Source organism: Cryptosporangium aurantiacum, assembly GCF_900143005.1.
GTDB classification, from domain to species: domain Bacteria; phylum Actinomycetota; class Actinomycetes; order Mycobacteriales; family Cryptosporangiaceae; genus Cryptosporangium; species Cryptosporangium aurantiacum.
On sequence record NZ_FRCS01000004.1, the window covers coordinates 570,295 to 592,433 of the forward strand.

The 22,139-nt window shown below is 71.0% G+C and carries 22 protein-coding genes and 1 tRNA gene; 8 read left to right on the top strand and 15 right to left on the bottom strand.

Going from position 1 to position 22,139, the window contains the following annotated elements; translation table 11 throughout:
* Positions 1 to 42: 42 nt before the first annotated feature.
* A complete protein-coding gene (locus BUB75_RS17005) occupies positions 43 to 4,272 on the top strand; it encodes a HAMP domain-containing protein (RefSeq protein WP_073258197.1) in 4,230 nt (1,409 codons plus the stop codon).
* A complete protein-coding gene (locus BUB75_RS17010; protein WP_084741324.1) occupies positions 4,269 to 4,856 on the top strand; it encodes a response regulator in 588 nt (195 codons plus the stop codon). The genes BUB75_RS17005 and BUB75_RS17010 overlap by 4 nt, the downstream gene beginning before the upstream one ends.
* Positions 4,857 to 4,893: 37 nt before the next feature.
* Here BUB75_RS17010 and BUB75_RS17015 read toward each other — a convergent pair whose 3' ends face one another.
* Together BUB75_RS17015 and BUB75_RS17020 are read right to left on the bottom strand one after the other, a co-directional pair.
* Positions 4,894 to 6,846 carry a copper resistance CopC/CopD family protein gene (locus BUB75_RS17015; RefSeq protein ID WP_073258199.1) on the bottom strand — a complete coding sequence of 651 codons (1,953 nt, stop codon included), beginning with the start codon at positions 6,844 to 6,846 and terminating at the stop codon, positions 4,894 to 4,896.
* Between the two features lie 23 nt (positions 6,847 to 6,869).
* Positions 6,870 to 7,571, bottom strand: a complete 702-nt coding sequence (locus BUB75_RS17020) for a zf-HC2 domain-containing protein (protein WP_073258201.1) — start codon at positions 7,569 to 7,571, stop codon at positions 6,870 to 6,872.
* Positions 7,572 to 7,632: 61 nt separating this feature from the next.
* Between BUB75_RS17020 and BUB75_RS17025 the strand changes: the two genes are divergently transcribed.
* From BUB75_RS17025 to BUB75_RS17035, 3 genes are all read left to right on the top strand, one after another.
* Positions 7,633 to 8,184 (top strand): sigma-70 family RNA polymerase sigma factor, encoded by a 552-nt coding sequence (locus BUB75_RS17025; protein ID WP_218617571.1) that lies wholly within the window; start codon positions 7,633 to 7,635, stop codon positions 8,182 to 8,184.
* A gap of 632 nt (positions 8,185 to 8,816) precedes the next feature.
* The gene (locus BUB75_RS17030) at positions 8,817 to 9,284 is read left to right on the top strand and encodes a MauE/DoxX family redox-associated membrane protein (RefSeq protein ID WP_073258205.1); all 468 of its coding nucleotides are present in this window, start codon (positions 8,817 to 8,819) and stop codon (positions 9,282 to 9,284) included.
* A complete protein-coding gene (locus tag BUB75_RS17035) occupies positions 9,281 to 10,003 on the top strand; it encodes a DsbA family protein (protein WP_073258207.1) in 723 nt (240 codons plus the stop codon). Before BUB75_RS17030 ends, BUB75_RS17035 begins: the two co-directional genes overlap by 4 nt.
* Here the strand turns inward: BUB75_RS17035 and BUB75_RS17040 are convergent.
* From BUB75_RS17040 to BUB75_RS17055, 4 genes are read right to left on the bottom strand one after another with little or no spacing between them, the layout of a single operon-like run.
* Positions 10,000 to 10,746: an energy-coupling factor ABC transporter ATP-binding protein gene (locus BUB75_RS17040; protein ID WP_073258209.1), complete on the bottom strand. Its 747-nt coding sequence runs from the start codon at positions 10,744 to 10,746 to the stop codon at positions 10,000 to 10,002. The genes BUB75_RS17035 and BUB75_RS17040 overlap by 4 nt on opposite strands.
* Positions 10,731 to 11,495 (bottom strand): cobalt ECF transporter T component CbiQ, encoded by a 765-nt coding sequence (gene cbiQ / locus BUB75_RS17045; protein WP_073258211.1) that lies wholly within the window; start codon positions 11,493 to 11,495, stop codon positions 10,731 to 10,733. Before cbiQ ends, BUB75_RS17040 begins: the two co-directional genes overlap by 16 nt.
* Before the next feature lie 3 nt (positions 11,496 to 11,498).
* The gene (locus tag BUB75_RS17050) at positions 11,499 to 11,870 is read right to left on the bottom strand and encodes a PDGLE domain-containing protein (RefSeq protein WP_073258213.1); all 372 of its coding nucleotides are present in this window, start codon (positions 11,868 to 11,870) and stop codon (positions 11,499 to 11,501) included.
* Complete coding sequence (locus tag BUB75_RS17055) at positions 11,867 to 12,616, bottom strand: energy-coupling factor ABC transporter permease (protein ID WP_084741330.1); 750 nt, start codon at positions 12,614 to 12,616, stop codon at positions 11,867 to 11,869. Before BUB75_RS17055 ends, BUB75_RS17050 begins: the two co-directional genes overlap by 4 nt.
* A gap of 159 nt (positions 12,617 to 12,775) precedes the next feature.
* On the opposite strand from BUB75_RS17055, the gene bcp reads away from it, so the two are divergent.
* Complete coding sequence (gene bcp / locus BUB75_RS17060; protein WP_073258215.1) at positions 12,776 to 13,252, top strand: thioredoxin-dependent thiol peroxidase; 477 nt, start codon at positions 12,776 to 12,778, stop codon at positions 13,250 to 13,252.
* Between the two features lie 29 nt (positions 13,253 to 13,281).
* Positions 13,282 to 13,365 (top strand) — tRNA-Leu (locus BUB75_RS17065).
* Between the two features lie 72 nt (positions 13,366 to 13,437).
* On the opposite strand, the gene BUB75_RS17070 is transcribed toward BUB75_RS17065, so the two are convergent.
* From BUB75_RS17070 to BUB75_RS17100, 7 genes are all read right to left on the bottom strand, one after another.
* Entirely contained in the window at positions 13,438 to 13,653 is a 216-nt protein-coding gene (locus BUB75_RS17070; protein WP_143175254.1) for a hypothetical protein, read from the bottom strand.
* Positions 13,654 to 13,704: 51 nt separating this feature from the next.
* Positions 13,705 to 14,955: a mechanosensitive ion channel family protein gene (locus BUB75_RS17075; RefSeq protein ID WP_218617572.1), complete on the bottom strand. Its 1,251-nt coding sequence runs from the start codon at positions 14,953 to 14,955 to the stop codon at positions 13,705 to 13,707.
* Positions 14,956 to 15,028: 73 nt separating this feature from the next.
* Positions 15,029 to 15,643, bottom strand: coding sequence for an RdgB/HAM1 family non-canonical purine NTP pyrophosphatase (gene rdgB / locus BUB75_RS17080; RefSeq protein WP_073258219.1), 615 nt, complete (start codon positions 15,641 to 15,643; stop codon positions 15,029 to 15,031).
* Positions 15,640 to 16,395: a ribonuclease PH gene (gene rph / locus BUB75_RS17085; protein ID WP_073258221.1), complete on the bottom strand. Its 756-nt coding sequence runs from the start codon at positions 16,393 to 16,395 to the stop codon at positions 15,640 to 15,642. The genes rdgB and rph overlap by 4 nt, the downstream gene beginning before the upstream one ends.
* 10 nt (positions 16,396 to 16,405) lie before the next feature.
* Positions 16,406 to 17,206, bottom strand: a complete 801-nt coding sequence (locus BUB75_RS17090) for an SGNH/GDSL hydrolase family protein (RefSeq protein WP_073258223.1) — start codon at positions 17,204 to 17,206, stop codon at positions 16,406 to 16,408.
* Positions 17,152 to 18,366 carry a glycosyltransferase gene (locus tag BUB75_RS17095; protein WP_073258225.1) on the bottom strand — a complete coding sequence of 405 codons (1,215 nt, stop codon included), beginning with the start codon at positions 18,364 to 18,366 and terminating at the stop codon, positions 17,152 to 17,154. Before BUB75_RS17095 ends, BUB75_RS17090 begins: the two co-directional genes overlap by 55 nt.
* Positions 18,363 to 19,493 carry a glycosyltransferase family 4 protein gene (locus BUB75_RS17100; RefSeq protein ID WP_073258227.1) on the bottom strand — a complete coding sequence of 377 codons (1,131 nt, stop codon included), beginning with the start codon at positions 19,491 to 19,493 and terminating at the stop codon, positions 18,363 to 18,365. The genes BUB75_RS17095 and BUB75_RS17100 overlap by 4 nt, the downstream gene beginning before the upstream one ends.
* Positions 19,494 to 19,800: 307 nt before the next feature.
* Here BUB75_RS17100 and BUB75_RS17105 point away from each other — a divergent pair, with 307 nt between their 5' ends.
* A complete protein-coding gene (locus tag BUB75_RS17105) occupies positions 19,801 to 20,508 on the top strand; it encodes an MBL fold metallo-hydrolase (RefSeq protein WP_178379886.1) in 708 nt (235 codons plus the stop codon).
* Positions 20,509 to 20,543: 35 nt separating this feature from the next.
* Here BUB75_RS17105 and BUB75_RS17110 read toward each other — a convergent pair whose 3' ends face one another.
* Complete coding sequence (locus tag BUB75_RS17110) at positions 20,544 to 21,302, bottom strand: MBL fold metallo-hydrolase (protein ID WP_073258231.1); 759 nt, start codon at positions 21,300 to 21,302, stop codon at positions 20,544 to 20,546.
* Positions 21,299 to 22,126 (bottom strand): glutamate racemase, encoded by an 828-nt coding sequence (murI, locus tag BUB75_RS17115; RefSeq protein WP_073258233.1) that lies wholly within the window; start codon positions 22,124 to 22,126, stop codon positions 21,299 to 21,301. Before murI ends, BUB75_RS17110 begins: the two co-directional genes overlap by 4 nt.
* Positions 22,127 to 22,139: the final 13 nt, after the last annotated feature.

The window sequence follows — 22,139 nt, forward strand, 5'->3', positions numbered from 1 at the left end:
TCAGCGCCCGCCGACGATCCGGCAGCGCCCCAAGGTGGGACGATGCTTGCTGAACGCCCCGAGATCCTCGGGGAACTGACCGGCGCACTCGACACCCTGCGCCGCGGTGACTTCAGCGCGCGGCTGGCCAGGCGGGACGGCCCGGATGCGGAGATCGCGGAGATCTTCAACGAGCTCGCCGGCCGCATGGAGAAACGCAATCGCGAGTTCGAACGGGTCAGTCGGGTCATCGGACGCGACGGCCGGATGGCCGAGCGGGTCGATGAGTCGATCGGCAGCGGCGACTGGGCCGCGGGCGCGCAGGCGATCAACTCGCTTATCGACGACCTGGCCCGCCCCACCACCGAGGTGGCTCGCGTCATCGACGCGGTGGCCCGCGGTGACCTCACCCAGAAAATGGCGCTGGAGATCGCCGGTCAGCCGCTCAAGGGTGAGTTCCTCCGCATCGGCACCACCGTGAACCGGATGGTGGACCAGCTCTCGTCGTTCGCCGACGAGGTCACCCGAGTCGCCCGCGAAGTGGGCACCGAAGGAAAGCTCGGCGGCCAGGCCCAGGTCCGCGGCGTCTCCGGGGTGTGGCGCGAGCTGACCGACAACGTGAACTCGATGGCCGGGAACCTGACCGGTCAGGTGCGGAACATCGCTCAGGTCACCACCGCCGTCGCCCGTGGTGACCTGACCCAGAAGATCACCGTGGACGCCCGGGGCGAGATCCTCGAGGTGAAGAGCACGGTCAACACGATGGTGGACCAGCTCTCCTCGTTCGCCGACGAGGTGACGCGAGTCGCCCGCGAGGTGGGCACCGACGGAAAGTTGGGCGGCCAGGCGCACGTCCGCGGGGTCTCCGGTACCTGGAAAGAGCTGACCGAGAACGTCAACCAGCTCGCCGGGAACCTCACCGGCCAGGTCCGCAACATCGCCCAGGTCACCACCGCGGTGGCGAAGGGTGACCTGACGCAGAAGATCACGGTCGACGCGCAGGGCGAGATCCTCGAACTCAAGAACACCGTCAACACGATGGTCGACCAGCTCTCGTCCTTCGCCGACGAAGTCACCCGAGTCGCCCGCGAAGTGGGCACCGACGGCAAGCTGGGCGGCCAGGCGCAGGTTCGCGGGGTCTCCGGTACCTGGAAAGAGCTGACCGAGAACGTCAACCAGCTCGCCGGGAACCTCACCGGCCAGGTCCGCAACATCGCCCAGGTCACCACCGCCGTCGCCAAGGGCGACCTCACCCAGAAGATCACCGTCGACGCCCGCGGCGAGATCCTCGAACTCAAGAACACCGTCAACACGATGGTCGACCAGCTCTCCTCGTTCGCCGACGAAGTCACCCGAGTCGCCCGCGAAGTGGGCACCGACGGCAAGCTGGGCGGCCAGGCACAGGTCCGCGGCGTCTCCGGAACCTGGCAGGAACTCACGAACAACGTGAACCAGCTGGCCGGGAACCTGACCAGCCAGGTCCGCAACATCGCCCAGGTCACCACCGCGGTGGCGAAGGGTGACCTGACGCAGAAGATCACCGTCGACGCGCAGGGCGAGATCCTCGAACTCAAGAACACCGTCAACACGATGGTCGACCAGCTCTCGTCCTTCGCCGACGAGGTCACCCGAGTCGCCCGCGAGGTCGGCACCGAGGGCCGGCTCGGCGGCCAGGCCCAGGTCCGCGGCGTCTCGGGCACGTGGCGCGAGCTGACCGACAACGTCAACTCGATGGCGGGCAACCTGACCAGCCAGGTCCGCAACATCGCCCAGGTCACCACCGCGGTCGCGAAGGGTGACCTCGGTCAGAAGATCACGGTCGACGCCCAGGGCGAGATCCTGGAGCTCAAGAACACCGTCAACACGATGGTCGACCAGCTCTCGTCGTTCGCCAACGAGGTCACCCGAGTCGCCCGCGAAGTGGGCACCGAAGGAAAGCTCGGCGGCCAGGCGGAGGTGCGAGACGTCTCCGGCACCTGGCGCGACCTGACCCAGAGCGTGAACATCCTGGCCGGCAACCTCACCACGCAGGTCCGCGCGATCGCGGACGTGGCGACCGCGGTGACCCGGGGCGACCTGTCCCAGGCGATCACCGTCGAGACGCAGGGTGAGCTCGCCGAGCTCAAGGTCAACATCAACCAGATGATCAGCAACCTGAAGGACACGACCACCAAGAACGCCGAGCAGGACTGGCTCAAGTCCAACCTCGCGCGGATCGGTGCTCAGCTCCAGGGGCAGCGCGACCTGCGTCAGGTCTGCCAGATGATCATGAGCGAGATCACCCCGGTGGTGGACGCTCAGCAGGGCGCGTTCTTCCTGCTGGAAGCCACTCGAGAGGGCCTGCGGCTGCGGCTGGCGTCGTCCTACGGGTACGCGCCCCGGCGCGGCGAGTCGGTGCTCTCGCTGGGTGAGGGCCTGGTCGGCCAGGCCGCGGTGGAGCGGCGGTCGATCCGCGTCCCGCAGACGCCGCCGGGTTACCTGACGATCGGCTCCGGCCTCGGTGAGGCGCCGCCCGCCGACCTGGTGATCGTCCCGGTGCTGTTCGAGGAGCGGGTGCTCGGCGTGATCGAGCTGGCCAGCTTCAAGAGCTTCTCCGACCTGCACATGAGCTTCCTGCAGCAGCTGGTCGACACGCTCGGCGTCGTCCTGAACACGATCATCGCGAACGCCCGCACCGAGGAGCTGCTGGCCCAGTCGCAGCGGCTCACCCAGGAGCTGCAGGCGCAGTCGATGGAGCTCCAGCGCACCAACGCCGAACTGCAGGAGAAGGCGGCGCTGCTGAGCGAGCAGAACCGCAACATCGAGATCAAGAACCGCGAGATCGAGATGGCCCGGCTGGGTCTTGAAGAAAAAGCCGAACAACTCGCGCTGTCGTCGCAGTACAAGACCGAGTTCATGGCGAACATGAGCCACGAGCTGCGGACGCCGCTCAACTCGCTGCTCGTGCTGGCCAGACTGCTGGCGGAGAACACCGAGTCGAACCTCACCGGGCGGCAGATCGAGTTCGCCCGGACGATCCACGACGCCGGGTGGGACCTGCTCACGCTGATCAACGACATCCTGGACCTGTCGAAGGTCGAGGCCGGGAAGATGGACGTCCACGCCGGCCGGGTGGCGCTGGACGACGTCTGCGGCTACGTCGAGCAGACGTTCCGCGCCCAGTCCGAGCTGAAGGGCCTGCGGTTCGCGGTGGACCGTGGTCCTGGCGTCCCGGACCACCTGTTCACCGACGAGCAGCGCCTGCAGCAGATCCTCAAGAACCTGCTGTCGAACGCGGTGAAGTTCACCGACGCCGGCACGGTCACGCTCTCGATCCATGTCGGTCCGGAGGACATGCTGTTCGCCAGCCCGACGCTGAACGCGGCCGACCGGGTGGTGGCGTTCGCGGTCAACGACACCGGCATCGGCGTCGCCGCCGACAAGCTCAAGCTGATCTTCGACCCGTTCCAGCAGGCCGACGGCTCGACCAGCCGCAAGTACGGCGGCACCGGCCTCGGACTGTCGATCTCGCGGGAGATCGCGCGGGTGCTCGGCGGGTCGATCACCGTGCAGAGCGACGTCGGGCGCGGCAGCACGTTCACGCTGTACCTGCCGGAGCGGTACCCCGGCGAGGCGGCAGAGCCCGGTAGCGGCTTGGAACGGCTCCACGACGAGGACCACGGGCTGTTCGCCGGGTCGACGTACTCCGGGCCGCTACGGGCGTCGCTCCCGGGCCCGAGCAGCATCGTCGACGCCGAGGACATCGGCGCCGCGATCATCACCCAGGCCGCCGGCCCGGCCCGGCCGACACCGCCGGAGGAATCCGTCCGACCGCCCACACCCGCACCGCGTCAGGTGGAGCCGCCGCGGCCGATGCGCGGCAAGGCCGGCCCGACCGTGGACACCGCGGTGCTCGCCGGACGGACCGTACTGATCGTCGATGACGACGTCCGGAACGTCTTCGCGCTCACGTCGGCGCTGGAGTTGCACGGCCTCACCGTGCTCTACGCCGACAACGGTGCGGCCGGTATCGCGACGTTGCAGGCACACCCGGAGGTAGACCTCGTCCTGATGGACGTCATGATGCCCGACATGGACGGTAACGAGACGACAGCGGCGATCCGGAAGATGCCCGGGTTCAGCGAGCTGCCGATCCTGTTCCTCACCGCGAAGGCGATGCCCGGCGATCGGGACAAGAGCCTCGCGGCGGGTGCCAGCGACTACATCACGAAGCCCGTGGACCTCGACCGCCTCCTCCGGCTGATGGCCGGATGGTGCACGCGTGACGCGGGCGCGCCCGGACCTGCCGCGTGAGCACTGAACGGAAGCGGGCGAAAGTCCTCCTCGTCGACGACCGCCCCGAGAACCTGCTCGTCCTGGAAGCGATCCTGCAAGGGCTCGACCACGACCTGGTGACCGCGCCGTCCGGTGAGGAGGCGTTGAAGCGCCTGCTCACCGACGACTTCGCGGTGATCCTGCTTGACGTCCAAATGCCCGGAATGGACGGTTTCGAGACCGCCGAGCACATCAAGCGGCGGGAACGGACCCGGCACATCCCGATCGTGTTCCTCACCGCGATCGACCGGAAGCCGCACCACGCGTTCCGCGGGTACGCCACCGGTGCGGTCGACTACCTCGCCAAGCCGTTCGACCCGTGGGTGCTGCGCGCGAAGGTCAGCGTGTTCATCGACCTCTGGGAGAAGAACCGGCTGCTGCTGGAGCGGACCGAGCTGCTCCAGCAGCGGGTGCACTCGACCGAGGTCGCGACCACCGAGCGGACGTCGGCGCTGGACCGGGCTCGGCTGCGGGTGCAGGAGGCGCTGGCGCGCTGCGAGGCGACCGACCCGGAAACGGCCGAACTCCTCCGTGCGGCTCTGCACGACCTCGACATGATCTGACCCGGTCGGCGCCCCCGTGCGGGGGCGCCGACCGGGCTCAGCGGATCGTGATCGTGCGGGTGACGCTGTACTGGTCGATGTCGGACGTCCGTAGCGTGAACGTGAACTTCCAGTCGCCGACCAGCGGCAGGTCCACCTGACCCACCGCGTGGTTCTCGGTGAGCGGCAGCGCGACGACGTCGGTGGAGACGTTGCCGCTGGGCAGCTCCGCCGAGCCGCCCCACTCCTCGACCTTGACCGGCAGGCCGTTCTGGTCGAACGCCGTGAGGTGCAGCTCGTTCGTCCCGATCCGGGCCGGGCTCAGGTCGATCTGCAGCACGTTCGGGCCGGCGTTCACCTGGGCGCTGTACGGCAGGTTGGCCGCGGCCTCGGCGGCGTCGTCGGCGCTGCGGGCCGGCGCGACCTGCACCAGTGCGGTGGCCAGCGCGAGGACCACGGCGCCGAGCAGCACCTCGATGCTGACTCGCGTCCGCAGCCGGCGGATCTCGTCGGCGGCGCGACCCGCCGCCGAGAAGTCCGCGGTCTCCGGCTCAGGCGCGCGCTTCTTGCCCGCCTTGGTCGCGGGGGCCTTGGCCGCCTTGGCCGCCTTGGTCTCGGGGGCCTTGGCTGCCTTGGTCTCGGGGGCCTTGGCTGCCTTGGCCTCGGGGGCCTTGGCCTTGGCCTTGGCCGCCTTGGTGGCGGGGGCCTTGCTGGGCTCCTCCGCGGCCAAGGCGTACGCGACCGGCATGCCGAAGCGGCGGCGGATCCATGCCCGCGCGTTCGCCGCGACCACCATGATCGCGCCCAGCCAGATCACCTTCGTCAGCACGAGTTGGCCGTAGACGGTGTTGACCAGCCGGTCGAGGCCCCCGAATCCGCCGATCTCCAGGAACGTCTCGATCAAGCCGCTGAACACCAGCGCACCGATCGCCCAGAACGCCCAGCGCGACCAGACCGGCAGGATCACCTCGAGTTCCCGGTACCGCGCCCGCGGCAACAGGTACCGGGCCAGCACCGCGAGCCCGCCGAGCCACACCGCCATCGCGCCGACGTGCAGCGTGATCGCCGGAACCGAGATCAGCGGCGCGGGCGACTGGCCCGCGTGCCCGGCGAACGGGAACGTGACCAGCACCGCGACGCCGAGCACTCCGACCAGCGCCCGGTCGACCGGTCCCGCCCAGCCGGGGTCGTCCCCGTCCGCGGACGCCGCCGGGCGCAACACCCGGATCAGCACCGGGATCGCCGCCACCAGCAACCCGAGCCGGGCCAGCAGCGCACGCCCCACCGTCTCGTCGAGCGTTCCGCCGATACCGCTGACCGAGATGTCGGCGAGCGTGCCGCCGTCCGCGTAGGGCTGCTGCAGGACGAGCGTGCCGATGGTGCCGCCGACGAGCAGCCCCCACCCGGTCCAGGCCAGGCGTCGCGGTCCCGACGTCGCCAGGCGTCGTGGCCAGAGCCCGAGCAGGATCACCAGCGGACCGGCGAGCAACGCGACGCCCGCGTACGCGGCGTAGCGGCTGACCGACTGCACCGCGCGGACGCCGCTGTCGACCGAGGCCGACTCGGCGCCTGCGCTGAGGTCGCCAGCCTTGGCGCCGAGCGCCGACGGCACCCGGATGCTGAACGTGTAACCGCCGGAGATCGGGTGCCCGTCGGCGGAGATCACCCGGTAGCTGACCAGGTACGTGCCGTCACCCAGGTCCTTCTTCAGCGGGATGCGCAGCCGGGCGCCGTTGTTGACCGTGGTGGGCTCGCCCTCGGCGACGTTCTTGCCGTCCGGGGCGACGACCTTGATCCGCCCGTCGACCGGCACGACGCGCTCGCTGAAGTTCATCGTGACGACGCTCGGCGCGGTGTCGACGATCGATCCGCGCGGCGGGTCGGTGCCCTCCAGCGTCGCGTGGGCCTGTGCCGGGGACGCCCCGAAGCCGAGTGCCAGCAGCGCGAGCAACCCGACGACGAGCGTCCGCCTGCTGAGCCGTCGCAGACCGGCCCGCTGGACCTTCGGCACGCTTCTCCCCATCCTGTCGTTCGTCATGCCTGGCCAGGAACCGTGCGATCGGTCCCGTCCCCGGAGAACGGTTCCGGGCCGACCGGCGTTCGATCCGTGCGCGCCAGCAACCACACCAGCACCGCTTGCACGCCGGCGAGCAGATGGTTCAGCTCGTGCCCGAGTTGCGCGGCCCCGTCGATGACGTCGATCGAACTCGTCAGCAACAGACAACCAGCCAGCGCAACCGCGAGCGGCACCAGGGCCCTGGCCCAGGCCGGACGTCCGGCGACGAACAGGAAGCCGATCGCGACCGCCACGTCGAACGAGGCCATCTCCCGGCCGGTGTGCGACGCGGCGTCGCCGATGCCGGGATCGGCGAGCATGGCGGGGAGCGCGAGCAGCAGCTGCGCCACCGCCGACAGTCCCAGCGCCCAGCGCAGGACACCCGCGTGCACCAGGCTCCGACCCGCCGGAGCCCCGGCGCCGGCCCGAGCAGCCCGGGCGGCCTTCCGTGGGCGACGATCGGCAGCGACGGCGGCCAGTACTTCGGCCGTGAGGTCGGGCACGTCCGCCTCGCGGCGCCAGCCGGCCCGTGCCGCCGCGGTGGCGTCCGCGGCGGCCGCGTGCCAGGCGCGGCACTCGGTGCAGCCGGTGAGGTGGGCGTCGACGTCGTCCCGGTCGATTCCGGGGTCTTCGTCGTCCGCCAGAGCGGAGAGGGCAACCCTGATCTGAGCGCACTGCATACGGGGGTAGTCGTCCGCCGCCCGGCGATGGTTCCCGGGGATTCGGCCGTACGCTGATCGTGTGCGCCCCTTCGACGACGTCAGCAACGATGACGTCACGGAGTGGGCGTTGCGCGCCCAGCAGGGTGATGCGCTGGCCACCGCTGCGTTCGTCCGGGCGACCCAGGCGGACGTCTGGCGGTTCTGCGCCTCGCTGGTCGACGCGGATGCCGCCGATGACCTCACTCAGGAAACGTATCTGAGGGCGTTCCGTGCACTGCCGGGGTTCGCCGCGCGGGCCAGCGTCCGGACGTGGTTGCTCGGGATCGCACGACGGACCTGCGCGGACCACCTGCGCTCGGTCATCCGCAGGCGGCGCTTGGACGACGTGCTCCGGGCGCGGGTACCCAAAGTCGCGGCAGTCGCGGATCCGTCCGCCACGTCGGCGACCGCCGACCTGCTGGAGCGGCTGCCCCCCGAACGGCGCTCCGCGTTCGTGCTGACGCAGCTCGTCGGGCTCTCGTACCAGGAAGCCGCCGCCGTAGAGGACGTCCCCATCGGCACCATCCGCTCCCGAGTAGCGAGAGCAAGAGACGACCTGACAACCGCCCTACAACAAGCCGCCACGTCTTGAAAACCCGAACAACGGCGGTGGAGCCCGCTCAGGGCGGCGCTGACATCCGCGCGCATGGCCGCCTCGTATTACCCATACTCAAGGCCATGCGCGCGGCTGTCAGCGTCGTCCTGAGCGGGCCGTGCACAAATGAAGGCTGCCTGGGAGAGGGGCGTCTCCCAGGCAGCCTCAGACCTGCGGGACAGAAGTCACGCCGGTCGATCTGATCGCGGCTCCTCGGCCCGCCCGAGGTTTCAGCCGCGACCCGGGCCCCCTGTCTCCCAACCCGGGCCGCGGCCGCCACCGCTCCCACCCGCTACCCCGGGCCGCCCACCTCCGACGACCGGGACCGCGCTGCGGTGAACTAAGTTCACCAGCCCAGAACGCCGATCGACACGGGATGCGGGCACCATTACGCACCGCTTAATGTCGGCTTGAGAGATCTCGGCCACCGTGGGACAGCCCCGAACCGCCCCGTGCGGTTGGATCGCCTTCATGCCGATTGGTGCGCTTTACTCGATCGTGGCCTGGCACACATCGGGAACCGGCCGGGCCCGGCAAACGACCAACTACTGATGTCCACGCCGCGAAGCGATTCCCCCCGCCGCGCCCCGGGCCGCGAGGTCCGCGGCCACTCCGCGGCGTGGCGCCGGATGCTCCCCTGGCTGCCGCTCGTCGCCCGGCTGGTGCTCGGTGGCGTCTGGCTCTGGGCGGGCGCCGCGAAGGCCACCGACCTGGACGCGTCGGTCCGCGCCGTACGGGCCTACCGCCTCCTGCCGGAGGGTGCGGCGACCGTGATCGGCGCCGGCCTGCCCTGGCTGGAGATCGCCCTCGGCCTGCTGCTGGTGGCCGGGGTCGCGGTGCGCTTCGGGGCGCTGTTCTCGGCCGCGCTGATGGTCGTCTTCCTGATCGGCATCGTCTCGGCGGCGGCGCGCGGCCTGCGGATCGACTGCGGCTGCTTCGGTAGCGGCGGCGAGCTCGACGCCGGGCAGAGCACCGCCTACACCACCGAAATCGTCCGGGACAGCGCGTTGCTGCTGATAGCGCTCGCGCTGGCCCGGTGGCCACGCGGCCGGCTGGCCGTTGACAACTGGATCGCCGCGGAGGCTCCCCGCAAATGAGCGCAAAGTCGAACCGAGCCCGACGCATCGCCGCCGAGCAACTCGCCAAGCAGCGCACCGCCGAGCGACGTCGACGCACGCTGATCGTGTCGGTCATCGCGCTGGTGGTGCTGGTCGTCGCGGCCGGCATCGGCGTCGCGTACTACCGATCGAACCAGCCGGAGAACGTCGCGCTGCCGAAGAGCGCCACGCTCGCAGGCGTCACCGTCGGGCAGGCGGACGCGCCGGTCACGGTCGACGTCTACCTCGACTTCCAGTGCCCGGTCTGCAAGACGTTCGAGGACGAGAGCGGCGCCACCCTGCAGAAGTACGTCGACGAGGGCACGGTGAGGCTCGTCTACCACCCGGTCGCGTACCTCGACCGGTTCTCGTCCGGCACCAAGTACTCCAGCCGCTCGTCGTCGGCGTCGGGGTGCGCGTCCGACGCCGGGAAGTTCCCCGAGTTCCTCACCGCGCTCTTCGGCAACCAGCCCGAGGAGGGCGGCACCGGCCTCACCGACGAGACGATGATCAGCCTGGCGAGCAAGGCCGGGATCACCGGCGACACGTTCGCCGAGTGCGTCAAGGACCAGAAGTACGCCGACTGGACGAAGGCCGTGACCGACGAAGCCTCGAAGTCGGGCGTCACCGGCACCCCGACGGTCAAGGTCGACGGCACCGCGCTGGAGAACCCGACGACGGCGAACCTCACCGCCGCGATCGACGCCGCGAAGGGCTAGAGCGCGACCGACGGATCGAAGCCGTAGGGCAGCTCCAAGCGGTGCTTCCGCATCAGCTCGGCGTCGAGCAACAGCTCCGCGGTCGGGGCGTCCGCCACGACGACACCGCCGTCGAGCAGCACCGACCGGGGGCAGAGCTCCAGCGCGTACGGCAGGTCGTGGGTGACCATCAGCAGCGTCACGTCCAGGCTCCGCAGGATCTCGGCGAGCTCGCGGCGGCTGGCCGGGTCGAGGTTGCTCGACGGCTCGTCGAGCACCAGGATCTCCGGCCGCATCGCCAGCACCGTGGCGACGGCCACCCGACGGCGCTGCCCGAACGACAGGTGGTGCGGGGCCCGGTCGCGGAACTCGGCCATGCCGACCGCGGTCAGCGCCTCGGTGACCCGCTCCTGGAGTGCGGTGCCGCGGAGACCCAGGTTCGCCGGCCCGAACGCGACGTCCTCCGCGACCGTGGGCATGAACAGCTGGTCGTCGGGGTCCTGGAAGACGATGCCGACCCGACGCCGAATCTCGGTCAGGTTCTCCTTGATCACGGGCAACCCGGCCACCCGGACGCTGCCCGCACCGGCGGTGTGGATGCCGTTGAGGTGCAGGACCAGCGTCGTCTTACCGGCGCCGTTCGGACCGAGCAGCGCGACCCGCTCACCCCGCCCGACCGTGAGATCGACGCCGAACAGCGCCTGCCTGCCGTCCGGGTAGGCGAAGGCCAGGCCTTGCACGTCGAGGGTCAGGTCGTCAGCCACGCCGTAACGCTAACCGCCGCGGCCGCCGCCGGAATCGTCAGCGCGGTCGCCCACTGCCGAGCGGGCGGCCGGTCCGTGTTTCCCATCGGCAGCGCGCCGGTGTACCCCCGCGACAGCATCGCGACGTAGACCCGCTCACCCCGCTCGTAGGACCGCAGGAACAGGCTGCCGATCGACGTCGCGAACGCCCGCACCTGCCAGAGGAACCGTGGGTCGTGGCACCGCGAGAGGCGCGCGATCCGCATCGCCCTGGCGTTGCCGAGGATCACGTCGGCGTAGCGGAGCATGAACGTCGCGATCTGCACGATCGGCCCCGGCGTCCGGAGGCGCTGCAACCCGAGCAGCAGGTCACGGCCGTTGGTGGTCGCGGCCAGCAGCAGCGACGCGAAGACACCGAGCGTGCCCTTCGCGACGATGTTCCAGCCGGCCCACAGCCCGGCCTCGCTCAGCGTCAGAAAACCGAGGTGGACGACCGGCCCGCCCTCGAGGAACGGCAGCAGCACCGCGAGCACGACGAACGGCGTCTCGATCAATCCGCGGGTCACCAGCCATCCGGCCGGGATCCGGGCGACCGCCGCGACCGAGGCCAGCAGGACCGCGTACAGGCCGAACGCCCAGACCGCTTCCCGGGGCGTCGCCACGACGCTGACGACGAACGCCAGCGCCGCGACGATCTTCACCTCGGCCGGAAGCCGGTGGACCGGCGAGGTCCCCGGACGGTGCAGCGGATGAGAGTGGCCGGCGCCCATCTCTTACTGACCGGCCGGCCCGCGGCGACGCAGCACCCAGAACAGGCCGCCGCCGACCGCCGCGACCAGCAGGACGCCCGCCACCCCGGACAGGCCGGTCGAGACGAACGAGTTGTCGATGCCCCGGATGCCGTAGTCGGCCAGCGGCGAGTCGCCCAGGTCGTGCTCCTTCGCGGACTTCGCCAGGCAGTTGCCGCCGGTGATCTCGTCGTCGGCGTTGAACGTGCACCCTTCGCGGGCGGTCGCGTCCAGGCCGTCGGGCTTCGAGCTGGCCGCGGAGCTGACCACACCGGCCAGCAGCAGCGCGACCAGCAGGCCGAGGCCGAGAAAGACCGCGAGCCGGACCCGGCTCCGGCCGGTGGTGTGGTTGCTCATGCGTTGCTCTCCGCGGCCCTGGTCGATTCGGACGACGTCGATTCGGACGACGTCGTGGTGGACGCCGTCGGCGGCGCCGTGATCAGCAGCGGCTGGGTGCGGTAGCGGCGCAGCGCGTAGACCAGGTCCGGGCGGACGGCGGCCACCGTGGCCACGGTCGTCGCGGTGATCAGGCCTTCGCCGATGCCGATCAGCAGGTGAACGCCGGCCATCGTCACCGAGATCTCGCCGAGCGCCTTGTCGACCTCACCGCCGAGCGCGTACTGCGCCACGAATCCCTGGGACGCGACAACCACCGACACCGTCGCGGCGACGAACGACGCGAGAACGATGCCGAGCCGGTTCTTCGGCAGCACCCGCAGCGCCACCGCGACGACGCCGTACGCGACCAGTGTCGTGATGACCGCCATGTTCGTGATGTTCAAGCCGAGCGCCGAGAGGCCGCCGTCGGCGAACAGCAGAGCCTGGACGAGCAGCACGGTCGCGACGCAGAGCGCGCCCACCCACGGGCCGACCAGGATCACCGCGAGCGCACCACCCAGCAGGTGCCCGCTGACGCCTGGCAGCACCGGGAAGTTCAGCATCTGCACGGCGAAGATGAACGCGGCGACCAGGCCGGCCATCGGCGCGAGCCGGTCGTCGAGGTCGCGGCGGGCCTTGACCAGGCTTAACGCGATCCAGGCCACGGCGACGACGCCGAAGACGGCCGAGACCGGAAGATTGACGATGCCGTCGGAGACATGCATCGCGACGGGCGTTCCCGTTGGCTCCACCGCTCCCCCTCGATTAACGCTTGCCGCATCATCTCTGCTGTTGCAACTTATCTGCAATAGCAGGCGGCGTGCCGTTCGCTAGCTAACACAGGCAGCGCGGCGGAGGGGCAACGGACGGCTTAGGCTCGGGCCATGACTGCCGCGCCACGCCTCGCCCCCGGCGACACCGCTCCCGACTTCGAGCTGACCGACGACTCCGGCAACACCGTGCACCTGGCCGACCTGCGCGGCGGACGGGTCGTGCTGTACGCCTACCCGTCCGCGATGACGCCGGGCTGCACGAAGCAGGCCTGCGACTTCCGCGACTCGCTGGACTCGCTCAAGGCCGCCGGTCTCACGGTCATCGGCATCTCGCCGGACAAGCCGGAGAAGCTCGCGAAGTTCCGCGACAAGGAGTCGCTCACGTTCCCGCTGGTCTCCGACCCGGACAAGAGCGTGCTCTCGGCCTACGGCGCGTACGGCGAGAAGACCATGTACGGCAAGACCGTCACCGGCGTCATCCGGTCGACGTTCGTGATCGACGCCGACGGCAAGGTGGAGAAGGCCCAGTACAACGTCAAGGCCACCGGGCACGTCGCCAAGCTCCGTCGCGACCTCGGGATCGACTGAGGGTCCGGGGTGCGTACGATGTCAGCCGAGCGGGAGTGGCGGAAAGGCTAGACGCGCCGGGTTTAGGTCCCGGTGTCCTCACGGACATGTGGGTTCGACTCCCACCTCCCGCACTTCAGCCGGCGCGATTTTCACTCCCCGCCGCGCGCAGGGACTGATGATGATCACGGCCGAGTGGTTCAACCTCACTGCGGTGGATGCGGCCAGACCCAGGCGATGACGCCGACGGTCGCCGCGGCCGACACGACGAGGATCCCGAGCGCGAGCACGCGGAAAGGCGTGGTCTCGCGGACGCGCGTCTTCAGCCGGCTCTGCACGAACGCGAGCAACAGCAGGAGGACGCCGAACGCGCCCATCGCCGCGCTCAACACGTAGAGCGCAGTCCGCAGACCGTCCGACATCGGTTCCTCCTCCGCAGCCGGTGCCATTCTGACGGCACGGCCCGCGGACACCTACGGCCGGTGGTCCTCTTCCGTGGGGCCGGCGAACGCGGCGGAGCGCTCGCGCCCCTCCACCGAGCCGCTGAACACCCGCGCGTCCCGCGAGGCGTCCGGCACGTTGCCGGGTGGCAGCGCCCGGCCGGCAGCGCCGGCACCGGGGACTCGCTCCGGCTGCTCCGGGATCGAGTGGCCGTTGAGGCCCTCGACCTTGTCGATCCGCAGCCCGGGGATGCCGGTGACGTCGGCGCGCGACCGGGGCAGCGCCTCCGGGTAGCTCTCCCGCAACCACTGGACCAACCGCTCGCGGACGTGACACCGCAGGTCGAACAGCGTCGGCGCATCCTTGGCGGTGACCAGCGCCCGCACTCGCACCAGCCCACCGATCGCGTCGGTCACCTGGAGGATGCAAGCGCGCGTGTCCCAGAGGTCGGTGCCCTCGCAGATGTGCCGCAGCTCCCGGCGCATCTCCTCGGTCGGCACCGCCCAGTCGACGTCGATCTCGACGGCACCGAGCAGCGCGGACTCGTTCCGTGTCCAGTTCTGGAACGGCTTGGTGGTGAAGTACGACGTCGGCAGCGTCAGCCGCCGGTCGTCCCAGAGGTGCAGGACGACGTAGCTCAGCGTGATGTCCTCGACGCGGCCCCACTCGTTCTCGACGACCACGACGTCGTCGAGCCGCAGTTCGTCGCTGAATGCCAGCTGGATGCCGGCGAACACGTTGCCCAGCACCGACTGGGCGGCCAGCGCCGCGACGACACCCAGGAGACCGGCGGAGGCCAGCAGCGACGCTCCGGCGGCGCGCGCGGCCGGGAACGTCACCAGCACCGCGCCGATCGCGACGACGACCACCACCGCGATCGTGACCCGCCGCACCACCGTGATCTGCGTGTGCACCCGGCGGGCGGTCTTGTTGTTCTCCACGTCGGTGCGGAACCGGGCGAGCGCGGTGTCCTCCAGCACCAACAGCAACGCGCCGACGACCCAGGCGCCGGACGCGATCACGAGCACCGTGACCCCGTGCAGTAAAGGGCCTCGCCAGTCACCGGTGGCAGTAGTGGCGTGCAGCGCGCCTTGGACGGCGAGCACGACCGCCAGACACTGCACCGGCCGGTGCAGTCGCGTGGCCAGCTGGTCGAAGAGCGGGGCGCGGCGGCCGATGCGCCGCACCACGATGTGCACGATCTGCACGAGCACGAGCGCGAGCACCACGCTCACGGCCGCTGTCACCAGGGTTGTCACGACATCGGGCAGCTCGTCGAACACGAAGTGGACTCCTCACGAGGTCGGGGACGGCTGCAGCCCTTTGTTTAGCCCCATGTCTCGCCCTGAAAACGGACTAAGCGGTGGTGAGAGTCTCAGAAAGTACCTTGGCGAGCGCGCGGAACGCCTTGCCGCGGTGGCTGATCGCGTCCTTGTCGGCGGCCGTCATCTCGGCGGACGTGAGGACCGAGCCGGACGGCAGGAAGATCGGGTCGTACCCGAAGCCGTTCGTCCCGCGCGGCTCCCGGACCAGCGAGCCCTCCATCCGGCCCTCGACCACGTGCGTCGCCCCGGACGGCAACACCAGCGCAGCCGCACACACGAACGCCGCACCCAGCCGGGTGTCCGGCACGTCGGTCACCTGCTCCAGCACCAGCCGCAGGTTCGCCTCGTCGTCCTTGGCCCGGCCGGCCCAGCGCGCCGAGAGCACACCCGGCATGCCGTTGAGCGCGTCGACCGCGATCCCGGAGTCGTCGGCGATCGCGGGCAATCCGGAGATCTCCGCCGCCTCCCGGGCCTTGAGCAGCGCGTTCTCCGCGAACGTCGCGCCGTCCTCGACCGTGTCGGGGTAGGGCGGCACTTCGTCCAGCCCGACGACCTCGATCTGCGGCACCGCCACCGCGAGGATCCGCCGCAGCTCGGCGATCTTCTTGGCGTTACGGCTGGCCAGGACGACCCTGGTAAGCGTCATGAGAGTGCCTTTTGCTGCAACGACGTCAGCTCCGCGCAACCCGCGACCGCGAGGTCGAGCAGGGAATCCAGCGTCGAACGGCCGAACGTGATCGCCTCGCCGGTGCCCTGGACCTCGACGAACTCGCCGGAGCCCGTGCAGACCACGTTCATGTCGACGCCGGCCTTGACGTCCTCGTCGTAGTTGAGGTCGAGCCGGGGCTCGCCGTCGATGACACCGACGCTGACCGCGGCGACCGAGTTCTTCAGCGCCTTCTTCGGGGACGCCGCGAGCGCGTGCCGCGACGCCAGCCACTGGACGGCGTCGGCCAGCGCGACGTAGGCGCCGGTGATCGCGGCGGTGCGGGTTCCGCCGTCGGCCTGGAGCACGTCGCAGTCGAGCGTGATCGTGTTCTCGCCCAGCGCCTTGAGGTCCAGGCAGGCGCGCAGGCTGCGACCGATCAGCCGGGAGATCTCGTGGGTGCGGCCGCCGATCCGGCCCTTGACCGACTCGCGGTCGCCGCGGGTGTGGGTGGCGCGCGGCAGCATCGCGTACTCGGCGGTGACCCAGCCCAGGCCGCTGCCCTTGCGCCAGCGCGGAACACCCTCGACCACGCTCGCGGTGCAGAGCACCCGGGTCCGGCCGAACTCGACGAGCACCGAACCCTCGGCGTGGTCGGACCAGCCGCGTTCGAACGAAACCGGGCGAAGAGCATGGGCTACCCGCCCGTCGGGCCGGTGACCGATCGTCAGCACGGTGGAGGAGTCCGTCATGGGCGGCAGCCTATCCTCCCGTGCGACCCCACCGACGGGGGCGGATCGCAGCCCAGAGTTCCCGCGCCGCCAGCCCGGCCAGGTACGGCACCAGGTCGGTGCCCCGGTCGATCACCCAGCCGGTGCCCTTCGTGGCGAGCCACCAGACGTGCTCGAACGGACGGGGCGCCGCACCGCCGCCGGGCTCGGCCGAGGGCATCCGCGGCACCGGCACGCCCCGGTCGGCGAGCGCTCCGGCGAACTCCCTGGCCACCACCCGGTGACCGCGCTCGTTGGGGTGGAGCCGGTCGACGTGCCAGGCGGACCGGTCCGCGACGGCCGGATGATCAGCGAGGTCGACGTGGATGGTCCGGTGCCGGCTGGCGACGGCCTGGACGGCCGTGTTCAGGTCGTCGGTACGCCGGCCGAGCGGGCGACGCAGCGCGCCGGGCAGCCGCAGCATCCGGCCCGGGTCGGGCATGCGGGCGGTCAGCACGACAGCGCCGGACGCGCAGAGCGCGCTGACGACGTGGTCCAGCCGGTCCTCGATCGCCGCCGGATCGAAGTTGGGACGCAGGACGTCGTTCACGCCGACGACCACGCTCGCCACCGTCGGGGCGAACTCCAGCGCCGACGGCAACTGCTCGTCGACCACCCGCGCGGTGGTCGCCCCGCTGCTCGCGTAGTTCACGAACCGCTCGGACGACAAGCCCTCGGCGAGCAGCGCCGCCCACCCGCGCCAGCCACCGCCGGGCAGCGGGTCACCCAACCCCTCGGTTACCGAGTCCCCGAGCGCCGCGAAGCGGACGCTCGGACGGTCGATCCCGGCCACGACGCCACCTCCTCGAACGTCTGCAACGCGTCAAGGCCATGAGCGGCGAGCATCCCGCTCACCGCCGTCGGCCAGCCGAAACGCTGTGCTCTCTGCCGCGCGGCCGACCGCCGGTCCGCTTCCGGACGCGCGGCCAGCTCCAGCACCGCCTCGGCGAAGCGGAACCCGGTGCTCCCCGGCACCGCGACCCCCGCGTCACCGACCACCTCGCCGAGCGCGCCGTCGCCCGCCGCGACCACCGGCGTCCCGCACGCCATCGCCTCCAGCGCGGCGAGCCCGAACGTCTCGGCCGGCCCGGGGGCCAGCACGGCGTCCGCGGTCGCCAGCAGCCGAGCCACCAGCCCGCGGTCGGGCACGAACCCGAGGAACCGCACCGGCAGGCCGCGGGCGCGCCGCTCGAGAAACGGACGCCGCGGCCCGTCGCCGACCACGACGAGCACCGCGGACACCCCGCGGGCCCGCAGCGCCGCCAGCGCGTCCACCGAACGCTCGACCCGCTTCTCCGGCGACAGCCGCCCACAGTGGACCAGCAACAGCTCGCTGGGCCGGGCGAGCGAGGCCCGGAGCGACGCGTCACGCAGCCCCGGGTGGAACCGCGCGAGATCGACGCCGAGCGGCACCTTCACCAGGCCGGTCGCGCCGATCCGGCGGAACTCGGCAGCGGCGAACTCGGTCGTCGCGACCACCGTGTCGAACGTCTCCGCGGTGCGCTGGTTCAACGAGTCGGCGATCCGCCGCACCGGGGCCCAGAGCGGCAGCGCCATCTCCAGCAGCGCGGTGAGGTTCTCGTGCGACACCATGATCGACGCGATCCCGTGCCTGCGGGCCCACGCGCCGGTCCAGCGCAGCGTCGTGCGATCCGAGACCTCCAGCCGATCCGGGCGCAGCTCCTCCAGCAGCGCGGTCAGCCGGCGACGGCCGACGACCACCCGGTAGCCGCCCATCCACGGCACGGTGGGGCCGGGCAGCGTGATCACCCGGCCCTGCGGTGTGTCGTTCTCCTCGAAGCGTGGGCCGGGGACGACCAGCACCGGGTCGTGTCCGGCCGCGCGGTATCCGCGGCCGAGCTCGTACAGCGCCGTCCGCAGGCCACCCGAGCGCGGCCCGACGAAGTTCGCCAGCCGGACGATCGTCGCCGGTTCCGCGCCGGGCTCGGTCACGCGGCGCGCTCCACCGGCGCAACCGTGCCACGGCCGATCACGTCCTGGTAGTGGCCGATCAGCGCGTCGCCGACCGCGGTCCAGCTGCGCCCGGCCACCGCGGCACGCCCCGCAGCGCCGAACTCACGGCGGAGCGCTGCGTCCTCGGCCAGCGCGCGAACGGCAACGGTGATCGCGCCGGCGTCCGACGGCGTCACCAGGTAGCCGGTCCGGCCGGAGCGGACCAGGTCGACCGGGCCACCGGCGGCCGGTGCCACGACCGGGACACCGGACGCCATCGCCTCCTGCACGGTCTGGCAGAACGTCTCGTGCGCGCCGGTGTGCACGAAGACGTCGAGGCTGGCGAACGCGGTGGCGAGATCCTCGCCGACCAGCTCGCCGAGGAACGTGGCCCGGGGCATCTGCTTCCGCAATGCCGGTGCCGCCGGTCCGTCACCGATGATCACGACCTTGACGCCGGGCAGGTGGGTGACCGGCTCCAGCAGATCCACCCGCTTCTCCGGTGCCAGCCGCCCGACGTACCCCACGATCACGTCACCGCCGACGGACTCCCGGAACGCGTCCGAGCGCTTCGCCGGGTCGAACCGCACCGCGTCCACACCCCGCGGCCACAGGTGGACCGGTCCGATGCCGTGTGCCGCCAGCTCGGTCGCGGTCACGCTGGACGGGGCCAGTGTCCGCGCGGTCACCCCGTGTACCCGGCGCAACCAACGCCACGCGGCCGCGCGTCCGGCACCGAGTTTGTAGAATCCGGCGAAGCCGGGGACGTCGGTCTGGTAGATCGCGACCGCGGGCACGCCCTGCCGGGCGGCCGCGAACGCGCCCTGCGCGGCGAGCGCGATCGGTGACGCCAGGTGGACGACGTCCGGCCGGTGCCGGCGCAGCGCCGCAGCCACCCGACGGGTCGGCAGCCCGACCCGGAAGCTCGGATAACCGGGCAACCCGACGCTCGGGACCCGCACGACCGGGATGTCCGGCAGCCCGGAACGGGCCACCGCCGTCGAGACCGGCGCCACTACCAGTGGTTCGTGCCCGCGGGCGAGCAGATGCTCCACGGTGCGCAGCACCGAGTGGGCGACCCCGTTGACGTCCGGCGGGTACGACTCCGTGATGATCGCGACACGCATGCGACTCAGCGTCGCGATCGAGGCTTTTCCCCTGGTCACTACCGGATGGCCGGGAGGGGAACGACCGGCCAAAGGTGTCCGCACCCCGCGAAGTCGGCTACCTTCGGTGCGCCGCGGTCAGCGACGAGGCAGGATGGCTCCACCGGGTTATCGCTGTGATGGCCCGGACAGCGGAGGTGACGTGCCAACCGACACGCTCAGGTTGGGTGCTGACCTGACGGTGACTACCTTGTGTGACGCCGCCGGAACGTTTCCCGAACCTCTCGAGGAGGCCTTCCCCGACGCGGGGAACACCGGCCGGTGGCCGATGCATGTGCATTGCCACCTGGTCCGGACGCCGACCAGGACCGTTCTGGTGGACGCGGGCATCGGGCCGGTGTGGGCGCCGGCCGGAGGCTGGTTCGGCCGCCCCGGGCGACTGCCCGAGGAACTCGCCGCGCTCGGCGTCGGCCCCGAGGAGATCACCGATGTGATCCTCACCCACCTGCATCCCGACCACATCGGGTGGGTGGTTGCCGACGAGGACGATCCGAAGCCGTACTTCGCCAACGCGCGGCACGTCGTGCAGGGCGCGGAACTGAAGTGGCTGCGGGAATCCGGCGAGGAGTGGGACGAGCTGTACGAGTCCCACGTCAAACCACTCGTCGACGCGCAGCTCCTGGTCGAGGTCGCCGGCGCGGCGACGCTGGACGAGCGGCTGGACCTGGTGCTGGCCCCCGGCCACACGCCGGGCCACCAGTGCCTGCTGGTCGACGCGCCGGACCGTCCGCTGCTGATCACCGGCGACGCGTTCGTGCACCGCGGCCAGATGACGACCGCGAGCCTGGCCTACCGCTACGAAGAGGGCACCGACGACGCGGCGAAGACCCGCAAGCGGCTGCTCTCGGTCGCGGCCGAGCGGGGCGTGCTGCTGGCGCCGTGTCACCTGGACGAGGGTGTGGTGCTGGTGGAGAGCGCCAGCGAGGACTCGTTCCGCACCACCGCGATGGCGCGCTGCCCGAACTCGGTGGCTTGATTTCCGCCGCCGCTGCGCCGAACGCAGCGGCGGCGTCAGATCTGGTACTCGGCGCCCGCGTAGGCCAGGTCGATCGGTCCCGCGTACGCGCTGCGCGCCTCGGCCAGCGTCTTCTCCGGGTCTCCCCAGGCCTGCACCAGGTGGGTGAGCACCAGCCTCCCGGCCTGGGCGCGGGTGGCGTACTCGCCGGCCTCGAGGCCGGTCAGGTGCAGGTCCGGCGGGTGCGGCTTGTCCTCTAAATAGGACGCCTCGCACAGGAACAGATCGACGTCACGCGCCAGGTCGACGAGCGCCTCGCTCCGCCCGGTGTCGGCCGAGTAGGCGATCGCGCTGTCTCCGTGCTCGATCCGCACGCCGAACGTCTCCACCGGATGGTTCACCCTGGCCGCGACGATCGCGAACGGACCGACCGCGAACCGTCCCGGCTGGAGCGTCTTGACGTCGTACACATCCTCGACGCTGCCGCCGACGTAGTCCTCCGGGCCGTAGATCTGGGCGAGCCGCTCCCCCGTACCCGCCGGGCCGTACAGCGGCATCGGGCGGTGTTTACCCGCCGGGTCGTACCGCCGCACGACGACGTACGAGCAGGCGTCCAGGATGTGGTCGCAGTGCAGGTGCGAGAGCACGATCGCGTCCACGCCGTGCATGCCCGCCGGGTGACGCTGCAGCGCGCCCAGCGCTCCGGTGCCGAAGTCGAGCAGCAACCGGAAACCCTCGGCCTCCAGCAGGTACGACGAGCAGGGCGAATCCGGGCCCGGGAAGCTGCCGGCGCACCCGAGAACGGAGAGCTTCATCCGGCCACCTCCAGCTTTCCTCCTGCTGGCAGCCTAAGGGAACCCACCACTGCCGCCTCCGGCCCCAGGAACCGGCGGCCCAGCCGCGCGAACGGCCCCGGATCGCCGGTCGCCAGGAACTCGTGCTGCGGCGGTCCGGCGTCGTCCCCGCGCAGGAGGTCCCGGGCGGTGAGCGCCCGGTAGACGTCCTTCGCGGTCTCGTCCGCGCTCGACACCAGCGTGACTCCGTCCCCCATCACCAGGCTGATCACTCCGGTCAACAAGGGGTAGTGTGTGCACCCCAACACCAGCGTGTCGACCTCGGCACGCTGCAGTGGTTCCAGGTACGCCTGGGTGAGGCCCAGCAGCTGCCGCCCGCTGGTCACCCCGCGTTCGACGAACGAGACGAACTCCGGGCACGCCACCGCGGTCACCTCGACGTCCGGTGCCGCCGCGAACATGTCCTGGTAGGCGCCGCTGGTCACGGTGGCCCTGGTCCCGATCACGCCGACCCGGCCGTTGCGGGTCGCCGCGACCGCCCGTCGCACCGCGGGCAGCACGACTTCGACCACCGGGACGTCGTACCGCTCCCGAGCGTCACGCAGGCACGCCGCGGAGGCGCTGTTACACGCGATCACCAGCATCTTCACGTTCCGCTCGACCAAGTGATCGAGCACCTCCAGCGCGAAGCGGCGAACCTCGGCGATCGGCCGCGGGCCGTAGGGCACGTGGGCGGTGTCGCCGACATAGATCAACTGCTCGTTCGGGAGCTGGTCGAGCACGGCACGCGCCACGGTCAGCCCGCCGACTCCGGAATCGAAAATCCCGATTGGCGCCTCCGTCACGGCGCCGAGCGTA

What these genes read in the sequence shown, in the direction of transcription:
- BUB75_RS17005 (WP_073258197.1), top strand. Translation starts at nt 43, where the DNA reads ATGCTTGCTGAACGCCCCGAGATCCTCGGGGAACTGACCGGCGCACTC.
- BUB75_RS17020 (WP_073258201.1), bottom strand. Translation starts at nt 7,571, where the DNA reads ATGCAGTGCGCTCAGATCAGGGTTGCCCTCTCCGCTCTGGCGGACGAC.
- BUB75_RS17030 (WP_073258205.1), top strand. Translation starts at nt 8,817, where the DNA reads ATGCTCCCCTGGCTGCCGCTCGTCGCCCGGCTGGTGCTCGGTGGCGTC.
- BUB75_RS17035 (WP_073258207.1), top strand. Translation starts at nt 9,281, where the DNA reads ATGAGCGCAAAGTCGAACCGAGCCCGACGCATCGCCGCCGAGCAACTC.
- cbiQ (WP_073258211.1), bottom strand. Translation starts at nt 11,495, where the DNA reads ATGGGCGCCGGCCACTCTCATCCGCTGCACCGTCCGGGGACCTCGCCG.
- BUB75_RS17050 (WP_073258213.1), bottom strand. Translation starts at nt 11,870, where the DNA reads ATGAGCAACCACACCACCGGCCGGAGCCGGGTCCGGCTCGCGGTCTTT.
- BUB75_RS17055 (WP_084741330.1), bottom strand. Translation starts at nt 12,616, where the DNA reads ATGCATGTCTCCGACGGCATCGTCAATCTTCCGGTCTCGGCCGTCTTC.
- bcp (WP_073258215.1), top strand. Translation starts at nt 12,776, where the DNA reads ATGACTGCCGCGCCACGCCTCGCCCCCGGCGACACCGCTCCCGACTTC.
- BUB75_RS17070 (WP_143175254.1), bottom strand. Translation starts at nt 13,653, where the DNA reads ATGTCGGACGGTCTGCGGACTGCGCTCTACGTGTTGAGCGCGGCGATG.
- rdgB (WP_073258219.1), bottom strand. Translation starts at nt 15,643, where the DNA reads ATGACGCTTACCAGGGTCGTCCTGGCCAGCCGTAACGCCAAGAAGATC.
- rph (WP_073258221.1), bottom strand. Translation starts at nt 16,395, where the DNA reads ATGACGGACTCCTCCACCGTGCTGACGATCGGTCACCGGCCCGACGGG.
- BUB75_RS17100 (WP_073258227.1), bottom strand. Translation starts at nt 19,493, where the DNA reads ATGCGTGTCGCGATCATCACGGAGTCGTACCCGCCGGACGTCAACGGG.
- BUB75_RS17105 (WP_178379886.1), top strand. Translation starts at nt 19,801, where the DNA reads ATGCATGTGCATTGCCACCTGGTCCGGACGCCGACCAGGACCGTTCTG.
- BUB75_RS17110 (WP_073258231.1), bottom strand. Translation starts at nt 21,302, where the DNA reads ATGAAGCTCTCCGTTCTCGGGTGCGCCGGCAGCTTCCCGGGCCCGGAT.